Origin of the sequence: Paracoccus zhejiangensis (assembly GCF_002847445.1) — a bacterium.
Classification (GTDB): domain Bacteria; phylum Pseudomonadota; class Alphaproteobacteria; order Rhodobacterales; family Rhodobacteraceae; genus Paracoccus; species Paracoccus zhejiangensis.
Window position 1 is genome coordinate 2,696,959 of sequence record NZ_CP025430.1, and the last position, 17,257, is coordinate 2,714,215.

Sequence of the window (17,257 nt, forward strand, 5' to 3'; positions counted from 1 at the left end):
ACCTCCTGCCGGTGAGGCTAGGGTTGCGCGGCCCAGCTGACCAGACGGACCATGGTCGTAACCCCCGGCCAAGACCTAAGTCGAACTACGGCCAAACCCGGCCCACGATTAGGCTGAGGGCCATGCGCGCAGTTCTGATCGTCCTCTTTGTCCTTCTGGCCTTGCCCGCCCGCATCGAGGCGGCCCCCAAGGTGATGCCCAGCCCGCCCGAACGCATCGCCGCGCTGATCGTGCCGCCGATGACCTTGGGCGAACCGCTCAGCGAGGACGGGGTTTACGAGTTGCTGAATTCCGGCGGGGCGCTGGCAGGTTATGTCTTCGAGACCGGACCGCTGGCGCCCCTTCCCGGCTTCTCGGGCGCACCGATCAACATGCTGGTGGTGCTGGACCTGAACGGCCGCTTCCTGGATGTGAAGCTCTTGGACCATAACGAGCCGATCTTCGTCTCGGGTCTGGGTCAGGCGCCGTTCCATGCCTTCTTCGAGCAATATCCGGGCCTGTCGATCGCCGATCCGATGGTCGTCGGCAACGCCTATGGCGCGGGCGGGGCGGGCAGCGATCTGATCTATCTGGACGGTGTGACCAAGGCCACGGCCAGCGTCCGCATCGCCCATGAAACCCTGCTGGCAGCGGCGCTGAAGGTGGCGCGCGAGCGGATGCAGGGCATTGCCAGCGGCCCGCCCGCCGCGCCCGACCCGGATCATGACGAGACGCTGAGCTGGGATGATCTGGTGGCGCAGGGGCTGGCGGCGCATCGCCGGGTCAGCAATGCCGAGGTGGACGCCCTGTTCAAAGGCACGATCTGGGCCGATGACGACCCCGAGGCCAAGGCCGAGCCCGAGGCGCCCTTTTTGGACCTCTGGCTGATCGATATCGGCCCGCCCTCGGTCGCCCGCGCCGCGCTGGACGCGAGCACGCTGGCCGAGTTGCAGGATTTCCAGCAGATCTCGCCCGATGATGAGCCGCTGCTGGTGATCGACACGGGCCGGCACGGGCTGGTTTCGCCGGATTTCGTCAGGAATACCGCGCCCGACCGGCTGACGGCAGAGCAGGGCGGCTTGCCGGTGGCGCTGCGCGATGCCGATCTGCTGGTCGGGTTGTCGGATCAGGTGCCCGAGGCGCTACATGACGGCACGGCGATGATCCTGCGCACCGACCGCCGGCTTGGCTTCAACCCCGTGCAGGACTGGCTGCTGAACGTCCAGATCGTGCGCCAGCACGGCATGTTCCAGCCCGAGACCGGCAGCCAGCACATCCAGATCGCCGCGCGCTCCGACCCGCGATTCTTCAAAACGATCGAGCCGCCGCAGACCCTGCCGCCCTGGCGCGAGGCGCTGCTGAACCGCGAAAGCGACCTGATCCTGCTGGCCGGGGGGCTGGCGGCGCTGCTGCCGCTTCTGCTGCTGCGCCAAAGCTGGCTGGCCGGATTGCGCAGCTTTACCCCGGTGCGGCTGGCGATCCTTGCGGTCGTGGTGGGTTTCGTCGGCTGGTGGGGTCAGGGACAGCTTTCCATCGTCACGCCGTTGGCAACCGCCCGGGCGCTGATCGATGGGGGCAGCCTGAACTTCCTCCTCTATGACCCGTTCTCGCTGGTGATCTGGGGCGCCGCGATCCTTGGTTTCTTCCTCTGGGGGCGCGGGCTTTTCTGTGGCTGGCTCTGCCCCTTCGGCGCGTTGCAGGAATTCGCCCATCACATCGGCCGCGCCCTGCGCCTGCCCCGGATCGAGCCGCGCGCGGTCTGGGACGCCCGGCTGAAGCTGGTGAAATTCGCCGCGCTGGCAGGGCTGGTCGCCACCATGCTGATCTCGCCCGGCCATCTCGACAAGGCGGTCGAGATCGAGCCGTTCAAGACCGCCATCACCGTCTTCTTCATCCGCGACTGGTATTATGTCGCCTATGCCGGTTTCTGGCTGGTCCTCGGCATGTTCGTCTTCAAGGGCTTCTGCCGCTATCTCTGCCCGCTTGGCGCGCTGATGGCGATCGGCGGGGCGCTGCGCGGGCGCGACTGGATTCCGCGCCGGGCCGAATGCGGCACGCCCTGCCAGCTGTGCCGGGTGCGCTGCAATTATGCGGCGATCCGCAAATCGGGCGAGATCGACTATGCCGAGTGCTTCCAATGCCTCGATTGCGTCACCATCCATGATGATGCGCGCCAATGCGTGCCGTTGGTCCTGTCGCGCCGCCGCGCGCTGCGCATCCCGGAGGCGGCGGAATGAGCGCCCTGACCCGCCGCCGCTTTCTCGCCGTCACCGCCTTCTCAGCGCTGGCCCGTCCCACGCAGGCCGCCCCCGCCGACTGGCAGGGCGTGGTCATGGGCGCCGATGCCCGTCTGACGCTGCACGGGCCACCCGGGCAGACCGGCCCGGCCCTGACTGCCGCGCTGGCCAGGATGGCGCAGATCGAGGACCTGTTCAGCCTCTACCGCCCCGGCTCGGCACTGTCGCGGCTGAATGCGGGCGGACGGCTGGACGATCCCGACCCGGATTTTCTTGCCCTGCTGCGGCTTGCCGGCCATGTCCATGCGCTGACCGAAGGCCGCTTCGATCCGACGGTGCAGCCGCTCTGGCGGGCGCTGGCCGAGGGGGGCGACCCCGGCCCGGCCCGCGCGCTGATTGGCTGGGACGGCGTTCGGATCACCGCCGATCGGGTGCAACTTGCGCCGGGGCAGGCGCTGACGCTGAACGGCATCGCGCAGGGCTTTGCCGCCGATGCGGTGCGCGCGGTGCTGGCGCAGCATGGCCTGACCCGCGCGCTGGTCGATCTGGGCGAATTTGCCGCGCTTGGCGGGCCGTGGCGGGTGGGGGTTAGCGATCCGGGCCTTGGGCTGGTGCTGGACCGGCGACTTCAGGGCAATGCCATCGCCACCTCCTCACCGACTGCCCTGATGCTGGGGGCCGCGCCGCATATCCTTGATCCTGCCGGGAAAACCGCCCCGATCTGGTCCACTCTCAGCGTCGAGGCCGAGAACGCCGCGCTGGCCGACGGGCTCTCCACCGCCCTCTGCCTTGCCGACCGCGCCGCGCTGGCGGCGATCCTCCGCCGCGCTGGCCCCGCCGTCACCCGCATCACCGCCATCGCCCCGAATGGCGATCTCATCACCGAGGTGACATGAGCCGTCCCCCGTCCTTCACGCAACCGTGGCGACAAGCTTCGCAATCGCGATATGCTGGCTTCATGCAGCAGAACGCCACACACCCCGAATCGAACCGCGACGGCCAGAACCGGCGCATCGAAACCGCCCTGATCGTCGAGGATCACCCGCTGTTCAGCGATGCGATCTCGATCACGCTTCGCATGGTGCGGGGGATCACCGATGTCACCGCCGTCGAGACGCTGAACGAGGCGATCATCCGGCTGGAAAGCGCGCCGCCGCCCGACATCATCCTTCTGGACCTGAACCTGCCCGATGTGGACGGGCTGGAGGGGCTGCTACGGGTGCGCCGGGCAGCACCGGGATCGCTGGTGATGATCGTATCATCCGTCACCGATCCGCGCATCATCGCCGCCGCCATGAGCGCGGGGGCCGCAGGCTTCGTGCCCAAGCACAGCCAGCGCCATGTCTACCAGTCGGCCTTCGACGCATTGGCGCGGGGCGAGAGCTTTTTGCCCGAGGGCACGGTGCTGCCGCGCCCCTCCGAGGGCGGATCGGGCAACCCCGCCGCCGACCGGGTAAATAGCCTGACACAGCAGCAGGCGCGCATCCTCGCGCTGATCTGCGAGGGCAAGTTCAACAAGCAGATCGCCTATGAGCTGTCGATCGCCGAAACCACGGTCAAGGCGCATGTCACCTCGATCATGCGCAAACTGGGGGTGAACAGCCGCACGCAGGCGGTGCTAGTGGCGCAAGAGGCGCGGATCGGCAACCTGGGTTCGTTCGAGACGTGAGCGAGACTGTCGACCGCCTGACCCGCGTGGCGAACCTGCCGCCCGATTGCGCCGATGTCGGCGGCGAATTGCGCGCGGCGCTTGGTGATGATCTGGCGCTGCTAGCGCTTTTCGTCTCCCCCGCCGCCGATTTCGCCGCCGTCTGCGCCGCCGCCAGCGAGGCCCTGCCCGAGGTCGCGGTCATCGCCTGCACCACCGCCGGAGAGATCGATCGCGGCTATGTCGAGGGCCGCATCGTCGCCGTCGGCCTGCCGAAGGCGCATTTCCGCGCCGCCACGGTGGTTTTCCCCGATCTCGGGGCGCTGGATGCCGCGCGGCAGGTGCGCGAGTTGATCCTTGCCCGCAAGGCGACGATGCGGGCCGGGCCGGATTTCCACCATGAATTCGCCTTCCTGATGGTCGATGGCATCACCATGCGCGAGGACGCGCTGATGCGGATGGTGGCGCAGGGGCTGGGGCCGGTGCCGTTGTTTGGCGGCTCGGCCGGCGACGGCCAGCAATTCCACCGCTGCCTTGTCGCCCATAATGGCCGGGTGATGACCAATGCCGCGGTGCTGGCCTTCCTGCGCACCGATTGCCCGATCAAGGTGTTCAGCTTCGACCACCTGGAACCCGGCGACAAGCGCATGGTGGTGACCGAGGCCGACCGCGACGGCCGCATCGTGCGGCGGATCAATGACGAGCCGGCGGCGCGCGAATATGCCCGCATCCTCGGCAAGGACCCGGACCAGCTGTCGACCTTTACCTTTGCCGCGCATCCTCTGGTGGTGCGGGTGGGCGGGCAGTATTACGTCCGCTCGATCCAGCGCGTCACCGAGGACGGCGATCTGGTCTTCTACTCGGCCATTGACGAGGGGGTGGTGCTGACGCTGGCGCAGACCCGCGACATTGCCGAGACGCTGGAACAGGACCTGCAGGCCATCGCCAAGATGGGCGATCTGGACCGGGTGCTGATCTGCGACTGCGTGCTGCGCCGGCAGGAGGCCGAGCAGACACAGGCCAGCCGCACCATGTCCGACAGCTTTCGGCGCCATGACGTGGTGGGCTTCTCGACCTATGGCGAGCAATATGGCGCGACCCATGTGAACATGACCATGACCGGCGTGGCCTTCTTCCATCCCCAGCAACCGGCGCGGCGATGACCGAAAGCCTGCTGGACCCCGCCGATTCACTCGAGCGGAAGCTGTCGAAGATGACGGCGATCTGCGACGCACTGATGCGCCGGGTCGAGGCCCAGACCGATGCCGATGGCGCCGCCTATGCCCATTTCGAACGCGCGGTGGTGCTGGAGGAAGAGGTTCGCCGTCGCACCTCGGAACTGGAAACCGCGCTGCGTCTGCTGAACGAAAGCAACGAGCAGTTGTCGCAGGCCAATACCCTGATCGAACGCGAGCGGCGCGATGTCGAAAGCGCGCTGGAAACCGTGCAAGAAGGCTTTGCGCTGTTCGATCAGGACGACCGGCTGAAGCTCTATAACAGCCGCTTCTGCTGGGGGCTGCGCGATGTGCGGGACCGGCTGTGGCTGGGCATGGGATTTACCAGCTATATCTCGCTGGCCAGTGACAGCGCCCATCTGCGCCTGCCGCGCGGGGTCAGCCGCGACGACTGGCGCGAGGCGCGGCTGCAAAGCCACGGTCAGCCCCATGCCAACCTGACCATCGGGCTCGCCGGCGATCACTGGCTGCAGATCAGCGAGCACCGCACCGCCAATGGCGGCACCGCCATCATCCAGACCGACGTGACCGACCTGATCCGGGCCGAACGCGCGGCGCGCGAGAACCTGTTGGACAACCAGTCGCAAGTGATCCGCGCGGCGCTGGATCATCTGGTGCAGGGCGTGGCGGTGTTCGACCGCGACGCAAGGCTGGTGCTGTGGAACTCTCAATTCCGCATCCTCACCCGCCTGCCGCCCACCGCCTTCCGCATCGGTGCGGATTTCGAACGCGTGGCCGAGCAGTTGCAGCAGATGTTCGTGCTGCCCGATGCCGAGGCGCGCCACCGCATCACCGACTGGGTGCGCGACCACAGCCGCCGCGGGGCGCCGGTATTCCAGGAACTCTCGGACCGTCACGGCAGCACGCTGGAAACCTTCATGCAGCACCTGCCGGATGACGGTTTCATCATCAGCCTGACCGACGTGACCGAGGAACGCGCCAGTCTGGCCGACCTGACCCGGGTGAACCAGTCGCTGGAAGATCGCGTGCGCGCCCGCACCGCCGAATTGCAGCTGGCCCTGCGCGGGGCCGAACGCTCGAACGCCGCCAAGAACCGTTTCGTCGCCGCCGCCAGCCATGACCTGTTGCAACCGCTGTCAGCCGCGAAGCTCTACCTGATGGGCGCCAAAGAGGGGCCGCAGGCCGAGACCATCGCCAAGGCCGAACAGGCGCTGCAGAATGTCGAGGACATCATCGAGGCGCTGCTGGATATCTCGCGCCTGGACAGCGATGACGAGCCGCTGGATCGCTATGTCTTCCCGCTGGACGAGATCCTGATCCCGGTCGCCAATGCGCTGGCGCCGCAGGCCGAGGCCAAGGGGCTGGACCTGCGGGTGATGCCAAGCGCCGCCCATGTGGTCAGCGATGCTGGCTTCCTGCGCCGGGTGCTGCAGAACCTGATGTCGAACGCCATCCGCTATACCGCCTCGGGCCGGGTGTTGGTCGGTGCGCGGCGGCAGGGCAGCGCGCTCAGGCTGGAGGTCTGGGATACCGGCCCCGGCATCCGCGAGGCCGATCAGCGGGTGATCTTCGAGGAGTTCCGCCGGCTGAACCGCCGTGCCAGCGCCAGCGAGGGCATGGGTCTTGGCCTTGCCATCGTCGAACGCGCCTGCGCGCGACTGGGGCATCACCTCGAACTCTGCTCGATCCCCGGCAAGGGCACCGTGTTCAAGGTGACGCTGCCGCTGGCCGGGTCGGGGGCCGCACCGCTGTTGACCATCGCGGCCGGCAATCTGTCGGATGCCGAAGACCAGACCCTGCCGGGTGACGGGCTGATCGTGCTCTTGGTCGATGACGATGACCAGATGCGCGAGGCGATGGTCGGCCTTCTGGACAGCTGGGGCGTCAGCGTGCTGGAGGCCGGCAGCTATGCCGAGGCGCTGGTGCTGCTGGACGAGACCGGCATCGCCCCGGATGCGGTGCTGCTGGACCATCAGCTGGGCGAGGGCGAAACCGGGCTCGATCTGGCGCGCGAGGTCGAGCTGCGCTTTGGCCGCCGCCCCGGCCGGATCATCTCGGCCGACCGCTCGGCGACGCTGGTCGAGGCCTGTCTGGCCGAGGGGATGGCGCTGTTGCCAAAGCCGCTGGACACCGACGCCCTGCGCAGCTTTCTGGCCTCGGTCACACCCTCCGAGGGTTGAAAGCCCTTACCTCTCGGGCGGCTGGTGGGTCATGCCGTAGCTGTCATAGATCTTCGAGATGCGGCCATCGGCCAGACCTGCCGCGATGGCGTCATCCACCGCATAGGCCAGAGGCCGATGGGCGAAATGTTCGCCCGTCCCCAGCGTCCAGCGCGACTTGGCCAGCCCCGGCAAGGGCGGCTGGTGCAGCCCGATCCCGGCCTTGGGGCCCAGCTCGGCAATGGCATATTCCAGCTGCCCGCGCGGCCCCATCGCCGCCATCACCTCGCCATCCGCCAGCGCCTGCATCGCCGCCGCCACGGTCGGATAGCGCCGCACGCCCGCCGCCGTCTGCCCGCCGGCAAAACTGGTCAGGTAGAAATCCGAGATCGAGTCATTCTCGACCCCCACCGTATCGATGCGGAAATAGGCGGGCACCGGCGGGTTCTCGGGGTAATCCTTCTTGGCATAGGCGATGGCGATGGATTCCTCGGCATATTGGCCGTTGAACACTACCTGCTCGACCCGGCAGGCGAAATGGCTGTCATAGGGGACGCGCATCATCACGTTCGACACCGGCGCATTCAGCGCCGAGCCCTGCCAGATGTTCAACCTCAGGTCGGTTTCCAGATTCTCGCCCGACATGACGAAGGTAAAGCGCGGCTCGACCCCGATCTCGCCGGCGATGAGCTTGGCGATGTCCACATCCACTCCGCGCGGCGTCTCACCCTCGAGCCACGAATAGGGTGGATAGGCGTCATAGACGGCGAAGGTCATGAAGCCGCGTTCCCGCACCTGATCCAGATCCTGCCCGACGATGTCGCGGCTGGCATTCTGCGGCTTCGCCTGCGGCACGAAATCGGCGCAGGGGTCCTGCTTGCCCTTGGCCGTTTCGGCTGAAGGCGGGGTGGTGACGGCGAAGGGCGACAGCGGGGCTTTCGTCCCAGCCTCTTGTGCGGCAGTTGGCATGACAAGACCAAGCGCCAGAACGGCGAAAAGGGCGCATTGCGCCCCCTTGCCTGCGATGAAATTCGTTCGCATCCGCATCACATCGGCATCAATGCGCCGCCGACAGCCCGATGGTCAACACCTCGGCCGCCTCGCCATAGGCTTCGGGCTTGGCTTCCAGCACATGGGCCGCGCGGATGGCGATATTGTCCGAAACCGGGGCGCCCGACAGGGTCTCGATGGCACCGGCAATCTCGGTCAGACGCGCCGCAATCGCCGCACTGTCGGCGCTGCCGCCATCGGCTGCGGCCTTCAGCGAGTCGCGGATCTCGGTCAGCTCCGGCGCGGCCTCGGTCACCTGCCCGTCATCGGGGCGGCTTTCGACATAGCTGCGGATCGCCCAGGCAGCCGCCGGGCCCAGAAGCTCGCCAAAGGCCGGCATCTTGGTCACGCCGTCCTGCGTGTAGCCCTCGCGGAAGCGTTCGATGAACCATTCATCGCCATATTCCTCGGCCTCGAGATAGCGCAGGTCGGGGGCCAGCCCGCCCGAGATCGCCTCGAGCCCGTGGCAGCGGGCGCAGTTCTGGTTATAGCCCGAGGCGCCGATCTCGACCGCCTTGTTGAACACCTCGTCGCCGGCGGTATCGGCGCGGTAGGGGTTGACGGTCGCCCAGTCATCGGCGGCGATCTCGGGCAGGCCGGCCGTATCAACGGCCTGCGGCGCCACGTCGCCATGGGCCAGAACGGCAGCGGGGGTCAGCGTCGCCACGCTCAGGATCGCGGCCAGGATCAGCCGTTCGGTCGGTTTCGCAAGTCCGGACATGGCAAACTCCTCCTCAGCCTGTCACCTTGCCCTTGGTCTAAGTCGGGGCGGTCCTTCACGGCTATTCGACATTGGTCGCGCCGCGCCGCGCCGCAGCAGAGCGGCATGGGACCATGGTCGAATTGGGCATGTCCGCGACAGTTTTTATTCTTTCCGAAAGGGGAGGACGAGGATGACCGGACCGGCACAGGCCGCCCGCTGCGACTGGCGCAGCTTACCAATCGCGGCGCTTCTGGTCGCAGTTTTGGCAACGCCCGCGCTGGCCCAGACAGCCGCGAAAGAGCCGCTGCCGGTACCCATCGGCTGGCTGAAGGTCGAACAGCCTGCCCCGCCGATCCTGTCGAACCTTGCCCCGCCGCCCGCCGATACCGGCCTTGCCGGCGCGAGGCTGGGGCGCGAGGACAATGCCACCACCGGCAGCTTCATGGGCCATGACTACCAGCTGACCGAAACCCTCGTGCCCGAGGGCGAGGATGCGCTGGCCGCCGCCCGCTCGGCACTGGCCGCGACCCCCTTCCTGCTGGTCGATGCCCCGGCCCAGACCATGATCCAGATCGCCGACCTGCCCGAGGCGCAGGGGGCGCTGATCTTCAACATCGCGCGTGGCGAGGACAGCTTGCGCGGTGCCGATTGCCGCCGGAACCTGCTTCACACCGCGCCCTCGGATTCGATGCTGACCGATGCGCTGATGCAGTTCATCGCCTGGCGACAATGGTCGGATCTGGTGCTGATCGAGGGCGAGCATCCGGGCGATGCGGAATTTTCCGCCGCGCTGGAAGCCTCGGCCACGAAATTCGGGCAGAAGATCGCCGCCCGCAAGACCTGGGCTTTTGACGCCGACATGCGCCGCAATGCCAGCGCCGAGGTGCCGCTGTTCACCCAGGATTTCGGCGATTACGACCTGCTGCTACTGTCGGACACATTGGACGATTTCGACCGTTACATCCCTTTCAACACCTGGCTTCCCCGTCCCACCGGGGGCACCGAGGGCATCGTGCCGGCGGCATGGTCGCCTTCGGTCGAACAATCGGGCGCGGCGCAGTTGCAAAGCCGCTTCATCGACCTGAACGGGCGCGAGATGCAATCGGCCGATTACGCCGCTTGGGCGGCCGTCCGCGCCGTGGGCGAGGCGGTGACGCGGCTGAACAGCTCCGATCCGGCCGCGCTGCGGGATTTCCTTCTCTCCGACCAGTTCCAACTGGCCGGGTTCAAGGGCCGCCCGCAAAGCTTCCGCGACTGGAACGGCCAGATGCGCCAGCCGATCCCGCTGGTCAGCGACCGCGCCGTGGTCGCGCTCGCCCCGATCGAGGGCTTCATGCATCAGGTGACCGAGCTCGACACGCTTGGCACCGACCGCGCCGAATCCGCCTGCTCCGCCTTTTCCGACTGATTTGACCAAGGACGTTTGCCATGCGCTGTCTTGCCCTTTCCGCCCCGATTCTGGCCGCCCTGTCCGCCGCCCCGATGGCCCATGCCGCCGAGATCTGGGTCACCAATGAGAAGGACAACTCGATCAGCGTGATCGACGTGGCGACGCTGGAGGTGACCCGCACCATCCCGACCGGCGAGCGCCCGCGCGGCATCACCTTCAGCAAGGATTACAGCGTCGTCTATATCTGCGCCTCGGACAGCGACACGGTGCAGGTGATGGACCCGGAGACGGGCGAGATCCTGCATGACCTGCCCTCGGGTGAGGACCCCGAGCAATTCGTCCTGCATCCCGATGACAAGCATCTCTATATCGCCAACGAGGATGACGCGATCACCACCGTCGTCGACACCGAGACGCATAAGGTGGTCGCCCAGATCAATGTGGGGATCGAGCCCGAGGGCATGGCCGTCAGCCCCGATGGCAAGATCGCCATCACCACCTCGGAAACCACCAATATGGCGCATTGGATCGATACTGGGACGCAGCAGCTTTTCGCCAATACCCTGGTCGACTCGCGACCCCGTCATGCCGAGTTCACCCATGACGGCGGGCAATTGTGGGTCAGTTCCGAGATCGGCGGCACCATCACGGTCTTCGACGCCAAGACTCAGGCAGAACTCGGCAAGGTGCGCTTCGACATGCCGAACATTCATCCCGACAAGATTCAGCCTGTCGGTTTCGAGTTCGACGAGAAGGGCGAATTTGCCTGGGTGGCGCTGGGTCCGGCGAACCATGTCGCCGTGGTCAACATGAAGACCCTCGAGGTCGAGGATTACGTGCTGGTTGGCCGCCGGGTCTGGCACATGGCGTTTTCACCGGACATGAGCCAGCTCTTCACCACCAACGGCGTATCGGGCGATGTGACGGTGATCGACGTGGCCAGCCGCAACCCGGTCAAGACCATCAAGGTCGGTCGCTATCCCTGGGGCGCGGCGACGCGGCCCTGATCGCGCCGTCTTATTCGTCGGCAGGCTTATTCGTCGGCGGGCGGCGGCGGTGCGCTTGGGGTCTGCGCCCCGGCGCGGCGCCAGCGCAAGAGCTCGGCATCCGAATCCAGCGTCATCGGGCGATAGGCCCGCATGTAGACGCTGGTCTGGGCCAGCCGCTCCAAGAGCTTGCGCGAATGGTCCGAGCGCCATTCGACATCGGCCTGCGCCAACTCGCCGCGGATGTTCGGTTGAACACCGTAACGCGAGGCATAGGAAACCAGCCCGCCATCGGCCGCGCCGACGCCGTTATTGGCCAGCCGCGCCGGGTTGCCGCCAAGCGCGCCCACGGCATCGCCGAAGGGCGTCGGGTCGGTAATGTTGCCACCACCGGGCGTCGGCGTCGGCAGCAGCGCGAGGTCGGGCGGCATGGACAGGGGTTTCGTCGGCAGGATGGCAAACTCGTCCGGCCCGTCCTGACCGGATTTCAGGTTCATCAGCCGCGGATCGTTGCTGCAAGCGGCCAGTCCAAGCCCGGCCGTGATCGTCAATGTCAGCGCGAATGCCCGCATACTGTGCCTGCCCTCTGTCTCTTTCGGCCCGTTCTAGCGTGAATTCCGAGGCTCGTCACGGGTCTTGTCGCCCGGCTTTTCTGCCTTGTCCTTGGCCGGCATCAGGATCAGCCCGATGGCGCCGGCGAAAATCGCTATATCGGCCACGTTGAAGCTGTAGGGGTTCTGCCAGCCCGGCAGCGACATGTTCAGGAAATCCGCCACCGCGCCGAAATAGATCCGGTCGATGACGTTGCCGATGGCCCCGCCGATCAACAGCCCGCCGGCAATCTTGGCGATCCGCCCCTGCGCGCTGCGCTTCAGCCAGAACCACACCCAGAGGCAGATGACCACCGCCACGGCGATCAGCACCCAGCGCATGAAATCCTTCTCGCTGGAGAGAAGGCCGAAATTCACCCCCTCGTTCCAAGCCATGCGCAGGTTCAGCCAGGGGGGCAAGAGGTCGATGGCCCGAACCCGGTCCAGCTCCAGCACATGCACGACCCAGTACTTCAGCACCTGATCGATCAGGACGATCGCACCCGCAACCCAGGCGACCAGACGCATCGAGCCGGTCAACGCGGGATCGGGCCGCGGCTCGATCTTCGGCGCGCGGGGCTTGGGCTTGGCTGCTGCGGGCTTTTTCCGCAGCGGCGGCGGAGCGCTGTTCTCGGTCATGGATCAGTGCCGGAAATGCCGCTGGCCGGTGAAGACCATGGCCAGACCCAGACGGTCGGCGGCCTCGATCACCTCGGCATCGCGCATCGAACCGCCGGGCTGGATCACCGCCTTGGCCCCGGCCTCGGCCAAAGCCTCGATCCCGTCGGCAAAGGGGAAGAACGCATCCGAGGCGACCGCCGAGCCAACCGTCAGCGGCAGCGGCAGGGCCAGCGCCTCGGCCATGTCCTCGGATTTGCGGCGGCCGATGCGGGTGCTGTCCACGCGGCTCATCTGGCCGGCGCCGATGCCCACGGTCGCCAGGTCCTTGGCATAGACGATGGCATTGGATTTCACATGTTTCGCGACGGTCCAGGCGAACATGAGATCGGCCAGTTCCGCATCCGAGGGCTGGCGCTTGCTGACGATCTTCAGCGCCTCGCGCGCCACATGGCCATTGTCGCGCCCTTGGGCGAGGAACCCGCCCGCCACCTGCCGGAAGGTCAGCCCCGCGGCCATCGGATCTGGCAAGCCGCCGGTGGTCAGCAGGCGCAGGTTCTTCTTGCCGGCGAAAATCGCCTTCGCTTCCTCGTCGGCATCGGGTGCAATGACCACCTCGGTAAAGATCTTCACGATCTCTTCCGCCGTCGCCCCGTCGAGCGGCTGGTTCAGCGCCACGATCCCGCCAAAGGCCGAGGTCCGGTCGCAGTCATAGGCGCGCTTGTAGGCCTCGAGCGCGGAACCGCCCTGCGCCACACCACAGGGATTGGCGTGCTTGATGATGGCGCAAGCCGGGCCTTCAGCCGGGTCGAATTCCGCCACCAGCTCGAAAGCCGCATCGGTATCGTTGATATTGTTGTAGCTCAGTTCCTTGCCCTGCCACTGGCGCGCGGTGGCAACGCCCGGCCGCGCCTCGCCGGTGACATAGAAGGCCGCCGCCTGGTGCGGGTTCTCGCCATAGCGCAGCCCCTGCGCCAGCGTCCCGGCAAAGGCGCGGCGGCGCGGAGTCTCCTCGCCGATGGCCCCGGCCATCCAGGTCGAGACCGCCGCGTCATAGGCCGCGGTGCGGGCATAGGCGGTCTGCGCCAGCCGCTTGCGGAACGCCAGCGAGCAGCGGTCGTCATTGGCATCCATCTCGGCCAGAAGCGCGTCGTAATCCTGCACATCGACGATGACATTGACGAAGGCATGATTCTTGGCCGCCGCGCGGATCATCGCCGGACCGCCGATGTCGATATTCTCGATGCACTCGTCGTAACCCGCGCCCTTGGCCACGGTCTCCTCGAACGGGTAGAGGTTCACCACCAGAAGATCGATCGGCCCTATCCCATGGGCCTCCATCGCGGCCAGATGCTCGTCATTGTCGCGCAGCGCCAGAAGACCGCCATGCACCGCCGGGTGCAGCGTCTTGACGCGCCCGTCCATCATCTCGGGAAAGCCGGTCACATCGGCCACGTCCACGACCGTCAGCCCGGCCTCGCGCAGCGCCTTGGCGGTGCCGCCGGTCGAGAGGATCTCGATCCCCCGCGCATCCAGCCTCCGGGCGAAATCGATCAGCCCGGTCTTGTCGGAAACGGAAATCAGCGCGCGGCGCAGCGGGATCAGGTCGGTCATCTGGGTCCTCGGGCGTGGTTTGCGGGTCAGTTACCTCTAGGGCGAGGCGGCGTCCAGCACTCAGGCGGTTTTCCGCAGAGCGGCGATGAAGAACCCGTCCATGCCGCCACGATCCGGCCAATAATCCGGGCGCAGGCGCAGCCCACCCTCGGGGGTGATCCATGCGGGGTCCACGCCGGGCAGGTCGGGGCGGATCACCTGCAGGTCCGGGTGACGCGCCACTGCGGCGGCCAGCTGCGCCTCGCCCTCTTCGGGCAGCAGCGAGCAGGTGGCAAAGACCAGCCGACCGCCCGCAGGCAGCATCGCCAGCGCATGGTCGATCAGCGCCGATTGCAGCGCGGTGATCTCGGCCAGCCCCTCGCCATCGCGCAGCAGCGGAAGGTCGGGATGGCGGCGAATCGTGCCGGTGGCGGAACAGGGCGCATCCAGCAGCACCGCATCGGGCGGGCTGGCCGGGGTCCAGTCCAGCGCATCGGCCACCACCAATTCGGCCGAAAGCCCGCAGCGGGCCAGGTTCTCGGCCACCCGCGCCATGCGCTGATCCGAGATGTCGACCGCCGTGACCTTGGCCCCGGCAGCGGCCAGTTGCAGCGTCTTGCCGCCCGGCGCGGCGCAGAGGTCCACGACCGTCTCGCCCGGCTGCGCGTTCAGCAGCTTCGCCGCCAGTGCGGCGGCGGCATCCTGCGCCCACCAGTCGCCCGCCTCGAATCCCGGCAGCGCCGAAAGCTGCGGCGAGCCGGCCAGACGGACCGAGCCGGTGGGCAGCAGGTCGCCTTCGGGTCCGGCAGCACCCGGTTTCAGGGTCAGGTCCAGCGGCGCGCCGGCCTGATGCGCCGCCTCCATCGCCGCAAGGGCCTCGCGCCCATAGGCGGCGACCAGCGCCTTCCTCAGCCAATTGGGCAGGGGTTGCACCGGCAGGCTGGCCCAGTCCGTGACCTCGGCCACCTTGCGCAGAACCGCGTTCACCATGCCCGAGGCCGCCGCGCCCTTCTTGCCCATGCCGCGCACCAGCCCGACGGCGGCATTCACCACGCCATGCGGGGCCTCGCCCAGTTCCAGCAGTTCGACCGTCGCCAGACGCAGCAGGTCAGCCACCTCGGGCTTTGGCTTGCGCTGTAGGAACCGGCCCAGCACTAGGTCGGCGCGATCCCGGTGGCGCAGGGCGGCCAGTGCGAGCCGCTGCGCCCGCGCCCGGTCGCCATGCGGCAGGTGGTTCAGCCGCCCGGCCTGATCGCCGAGTGACCGCCCCTCGCGCAGACCCGCCAGCAGCGTCAGCGCACCCTTGCGCGCGCCATCCTGAACCGCCCGATCCTGAACCTTTGCCAAAGCCGCTTCCTTCGCCTAAACCGAAGTGAGACACATAGGCGCATTAGAGGTCCAAGACCATGACCGACAAGCACGATATCCCCGCTGACCTTCCCCCCGCCGCGAAGCGTGCCCTTGCCGAAGCTGCCGAGCGCCGCAAAAAGGCCGAGGCGCTGCCGCCGCCGCCCAAGGAATATGGCGGGCGCGATGGCGCCGAGCCGGTGCGCTTTGGCGATTACGAGAAGAACGGTCTGGCGGTGGATTTCTGATGGACTGGCTCAGGGCGTCGGCGGCCGAACAGGGCCGCGCGATCATGGCCGGGCTTCTGGACCCGGTCGACCAGACCGAGGCCTATCTGGCCGCGATCGAGGCCAATCCCTATGCCAAGCGCATCTATGCCCGCGTGACCCCGGCACGCGCCAAGGTCGAGGCCATTGCCGCCCATGACCGCAACAAGGCCGGGATGCGCCGGTGCCTGTTGGACGGCGTGGCGATCAGTTGGAAGGACAATATCGACAGCGCCGGCATCGCCACCGAGGCCGGCTCGCGGCTGCTGGAAGGCCGGATCCCGGCGCAGGATGCAGCGACGCTGGCCAATGCCACGGCGGCGGGAACCGTCTGCCTCGGCAAGACCCATATGACCGAGCTGGCCTTTTCCGGTCTTGGGCTGAACCCGATGACGGCGACGCCGCCCAATGCGCTGGATGCGGCGCTGGCGCCCGGCGGCTCGTCCAGCGGGGCGGCGGTCTCGGTGGCGATGGGGCTGGCGGCGGCGGCAATCGGGTCCGATACCGGCGGCTCGATCCGGGTTCCGGCAGCGTGGAACGGGCTGGTGGGGTTCAAGCCGACGCATGGCGGGACCGACAGCCGCGGCGTGGTGCCCTTGGCGCGCAAGTTCGATGTGGTGGGCCCATTGGCCCGCACGGTCGAGGATTGCGCCTTCCTGCTGGCGGCGCTGCGCGGCGATCAGCCGGTCGATCTCGCCGGTGCCTCGGTCGCCGGCTTGCGGCTGATGGTGCTGGACGGCGTGCCCTTCGACGAGGCCGAAGAGGCCCCGGTCCTCGCCTTCGAGGACGCGGTGAACCGTCTTGCCGCTGCGGGTGCCATCATCTCGCGCACCGCGCCGGGCTTTCTGCCCAAGGCCATGGCGCTGTCGCCGCTGCTGTTTGCGCCCGAGGCCTATGGCATCTGGCGCGACCAGATCGAGGCCGCGCCCGAGGCGATGCATCCGCCGATCCTCGAGCGTTTCCGGGGCGGCAAGGAGGTCAGCGCCCCGGATTTCGTCGCCGCGTGGGAATCGCTGGTGCGCTATCGCCGGGAATGGGCAGCCGAGATGGCGGGCTATGACGCGGTGATCCTGCCCACCGTGCCGGTCCTGCCGCCCGATGCCGAACGGCTGGCAACCGATACCGATTATTTCGTCAAGGCGAACCTGCTGACGCTGCGCAATACCCGGGTCGGCAACCTGATGGGCCTGCCCGCGGCCACCCTGCCTACCGGCCAGCCCGGTTGCGGGCTGATGGCCATGGGCGCAACCGATGGTGACCGGCTGCTGCTGCGGGTGGCGGCCGGAATCGAGGCCGCACTCGGCTGACCCTGAGTTCGGCCCGGATCGCGGGCCGAACGCCTTAAAATCCCAAGAGAAATTTCCCGATCTGGACGGTGTGCGCGCCCTCCCGGCCGCACCTCCCTGTGGTTGTGCGCCAATTGGTCACACCCCCCGGGCCTTTCACAGATCATGGTTAAGCATGGTATCATGCGCGTGGCCCCCCGAGCTGGCGT

Annotated in this window: 15 protein-coding genes; 9 read left to right on the plus strand and 6 right to left on the minus strand. The window is 67.5% G+C overall.

All coding sequences use genetic code 11. The features are described 5' to 3' along the window. Positions 1-122 precede the first annotated feature (122 nt). The 5 genes from CX676_RS13000 (at position 123) to CX676_RS13020 (ending at position 7,240) form a co-directional block, all read left to right on the plus strand. Positions 123-2,216, plus strand: coding sequence for a 4Fe-4S binding protein (locus tag CX676_RS13000; RefSeq protein ID WP_101753002.1), 2,094 nt, complete (start codon positions 123-125; stop codon positions 2,214-2,216). Then, positions 2,213-3,112 (plus strand): FAD:protein FMN transferase, encoded by a 900-nt coding sequence (locus tag CX676_RS13005; RefSeq protein ID WP_101753003.1) that lies wholly within the window; start codon positions 2,213-2,215, stop codon positions 3,110-3,112. Before CX676_RS13000 ends, CX676_RS13005 begins: the two co-directional genes overlap by 4 nt. Before the next feature lie 62 nt (positions 3,113-3,174). Further along, positions 3,175-3,885 carry a response regulator transcription factor gene (locus CX676_RS13010; protein ID WP_101753004.1) on the plus strand — a complete coding sequence of 237 codons (711 nt, stop codon included), beginning with the start codon at positions 3,175-3,177 and terminating at the stop codon, positions 3,883-3,885. Next, positions 3,882-5,027 (plus strand): FIST N-terminal domain-containing protein, encoded by a 1,146-nt coding sequence (locus tag CX676_RS13015; protein ID WP_232816449.1) that lies wholly within the window; start codon positions 3,882-3,884, stop codon positions 5,025-5,027. Before CX676_RS13010 ends, CX676_RS13015 begins: the two co-directional genes overlap by 4 nt. Next, positions 5,024-7,240: a hybrid sensor histidine kinase/response regulator gene (locus CX676_RS13020; protein WP_101753005.1), complete on the plus strand. Its 2,217-nt coding sequence runs from the start codon at positions 5,024-5,026 to the stop codon at positions 7,238-7,240. The genes CX676_RS13015 and CX676_RS13020 overlap by 4 nt, the downstream gene beginning before the upstream one ends. A 6-nt stretch (positions 7,241-7,246) precedes the next feature. Here the strand turns inward: CX676_RS13020 and CX676_RS13025 are convergent, their stop codons facing one another. Both CX676_RS13025 and pedF read right to left on the minus strand, forming a co-directional pair. Continuing rightward, a complete protein-coding gene (locus CX676_RS13025) occupies positions 7,247-8,266 on the minus strand; it encodes a substrate-binding periplasmic protein (RefSeq protein ID WP_232816450.1) in 1,020 nt (339 codons plus the stop codon). A 10-nt stretch (positions 8,267-8,276) separates the two neighbouring features. Next, positions 8,277-8,990 carry a cytochrome c-550 PedF gene (gene pedF / locus CX676_RS13030; protein WP_101753006.1) on the minus strand — a complete coding sequence of 238 codons (714 nt, stop codon included), beginning with the start codon at positions 8,988-8,990 and terminating at the stop codon, positions 8,277-8,279. Between the two features lie 172 nt (positions 8,991-9,162). Here pedF and CX676_RS13035 point away from each other — a divergent pair, with 172 nt between their 5' ends. Continuing rightward, complete coding sequence (locus CX676_RS13035; protein WP_101753007.1) at positions 9,163-10,380, plus strand: ABC transporter substrate-binding protein; 1,218 nt, start codon at positions 9,163-9,165, stop codon at positions 10,378-10,380. Positions 10,381-10,400: 20 nt separating this feature from the next. After that, positions 10,401-11,369: a YVTN family beta-propeller repeat protein gene (locus CX676_RS13040; protein WP_101753008.1), complete on the plus strand. Its 969-nt coding sequence runs from the start codon at positions 10,401-10,403 to the stop codon at positions 11,367-11,369. Positions 11,370-11,395: 26 nt separating this feature from the next. Here the strand turns inward: CX676_RS13040 and CX676_RS13045 are convergent, their stop codons facing one another. From CX676_RS13045 to CX676_RS13060, 4 genes are read right to left on the minus strand one after another with little or no spacing between them, the layout of a single operon-like run. After that, positions 11,396-11,920 carry a DUF3035 domain-containing protein gene (locus CX676_RS13045; RefSeq protein ID WP_101753009.1) on the minus strand — a complete coding sequence of 175 codons (525 nt, stop codon included), beginning with the start codon at positions 11,918-11,920 and terminating at the stop codon, positions 11,396-11,398. Positions 11,921-11,953: 33 nt separating this feature from the next. Continuing rightward, a complete protein-coding gene (gene lspA, locus CX676_RS13050; RefSeq protein ID WP_332872932.1) occupies positions 11,954-12,577 on the minus strand; it encodes a signal peptidase II in 624 nt (207 codons plus the stop codon). 3 nt (positions 12,578-12,580) lie between these two features. Next, positions 12,581-14,170, minus strand: a complete 1,590-nt coding sequence (gene purH / locus CX676_RS13055; protein ID WP_101753010.1) for a bifunctional phosphoribosylaminoimidazolecarboxamide formyltransferase/IMP cyclohydrolase — start codon at positions 14,168-14,170, stop codon at positions 12,581-12,583. 60 nt (positions 14,171-14,230) lie between these two features. Then, entirely contained in the window at positions 14,231-15,496 is a 1,266-nt protein-coding gene (locus CX676_RS13060; RefSeq protein ID WP_101753011.1) for an RsmB/NOP family class I SAM-dependent RNA methyltransferase, read from the minus strand. A 59-nt stretch (positions 15,497-15,555) separates the two neighbouring features. On the opposite strand from CX676_RS13060, the gene CX676_RS13065 reads away from it, so the two are divergent. Both CX676_RS13065 and CX676_RS13070 read left to right on the plus strand, forming a co-directional pair. Beyond that, the gene (locus CX676_RS13065; protein ID WP_101753012.1) at positions 15,556-15,744 is read left to right on the plus strand and encodes a DUF1674 domain-containing protein; all 189 of its coding nucleotides are present in this window, start codon (positions 15,556-15,558) and stop codon (positions 15,742-15,744) included. Continuing rightward, positions 15,744-17,069 (plus strand): amidase, encoded by a 1,326-nt coding sequence (locus CX676_RS13070; RefSeq protein WP_101753013.1) that lies wholly within the window; start codon positions 15,744-15,746, stop codon positions 17,067-17,069. Before CX676_RS13065 ends, CX676_RS13070 begins: the two co-directional genes overlap by 1 nt. Positions 17,070-17,257 lie beyond the last annotated feature (188 nt).

Coding starts and splice junctions, on each gene's coding strand:
- CX676_RS13000 (WP_101753002.1), top strand. CDS start 123: ATGCGCGCAGTTCTGATCGTCCTCTTTGTCCTTCTGGCCTTGCCCGCC.
- CX676_RS13005 (WP_101753003.1), top strand. CDS start 2,213: ATGAGCGCCCTGACCCGCCGCCGCTTTCTCGCCGTCACCGCCTTCTCA.
- CX676_RS13010 (WP_101753004.1), top strand. CDS start 3,175: ATGCAGCAGAACGCCACACACCCCGAATCGAACCGCGACGGCCAGAAC.
- CX676_RS13020 (WP_101753005.1), top strand. CDS start 5,024: ATGACCGAAAGCCTGCTGGACCCCGCCGATTCACTCGAGCGGAAGCTG.
- CX676_RS13025 (WP_232816450.1), bottom strand. CDS start 8,266: ATGCGGATGCGAACGAATTTCATCGCAGGCAAGGGGGCGCAATGCGCC.
- pedF (WP_101753006.1), bottom strand. CDS start 8,990: ATGTCCGGACTTGCGAAACCGACCGAACGGCTGATCCTGGCCGCGATC.
- CX676_RS13035 (WP_101753007.1), top strand. CDS start 9,163: ATGACCGGACCGGCACAGGCCGCCCGCTGCGACTGGCGCAGCTTACCA.
- CX676_RS13040 (WP_101753008.1), top strand. CDS start 10,401: ATGCGCTGTCTTGCCCTTTCCGCCCCGATTCTGGCCGCCCTGTCCGCC.
- CX676_RS13045 (WP_101753009.1), bottom strand. CDS start 11,920: ATGCGGGCATTCGCGCTGACATTGACGATCACGGCCGGGCTTGGACTG.
- lspA (WP_332872932.1), bottom strand. CDS start 12,577: ATGACCGAGAACAGCGCTCCGCCGCCGCTGCGGAAAAAGCCCGCAGCA.
- purH (WP_101753010.1), bottom strand. CDS start 14,170: ATGACCGACCTGATCCCGCTGCGCCGCGCGCTGATTTCCGTTTCCGAC.
- CX676_RS13065 (WP_101753012.1), top strand. CDS start 15,556: ATGACCGACAAGCACGATATCCCCGCTGACCTTCCCCCCGCCGCGAAG.
- CX676_RS13070 (WP_101753013.1), top strand. CDS start 15,744: ATGGACTGGCTCAGGGCGTCGGCGGCCGAACAGGGCCGCGCGATCATG.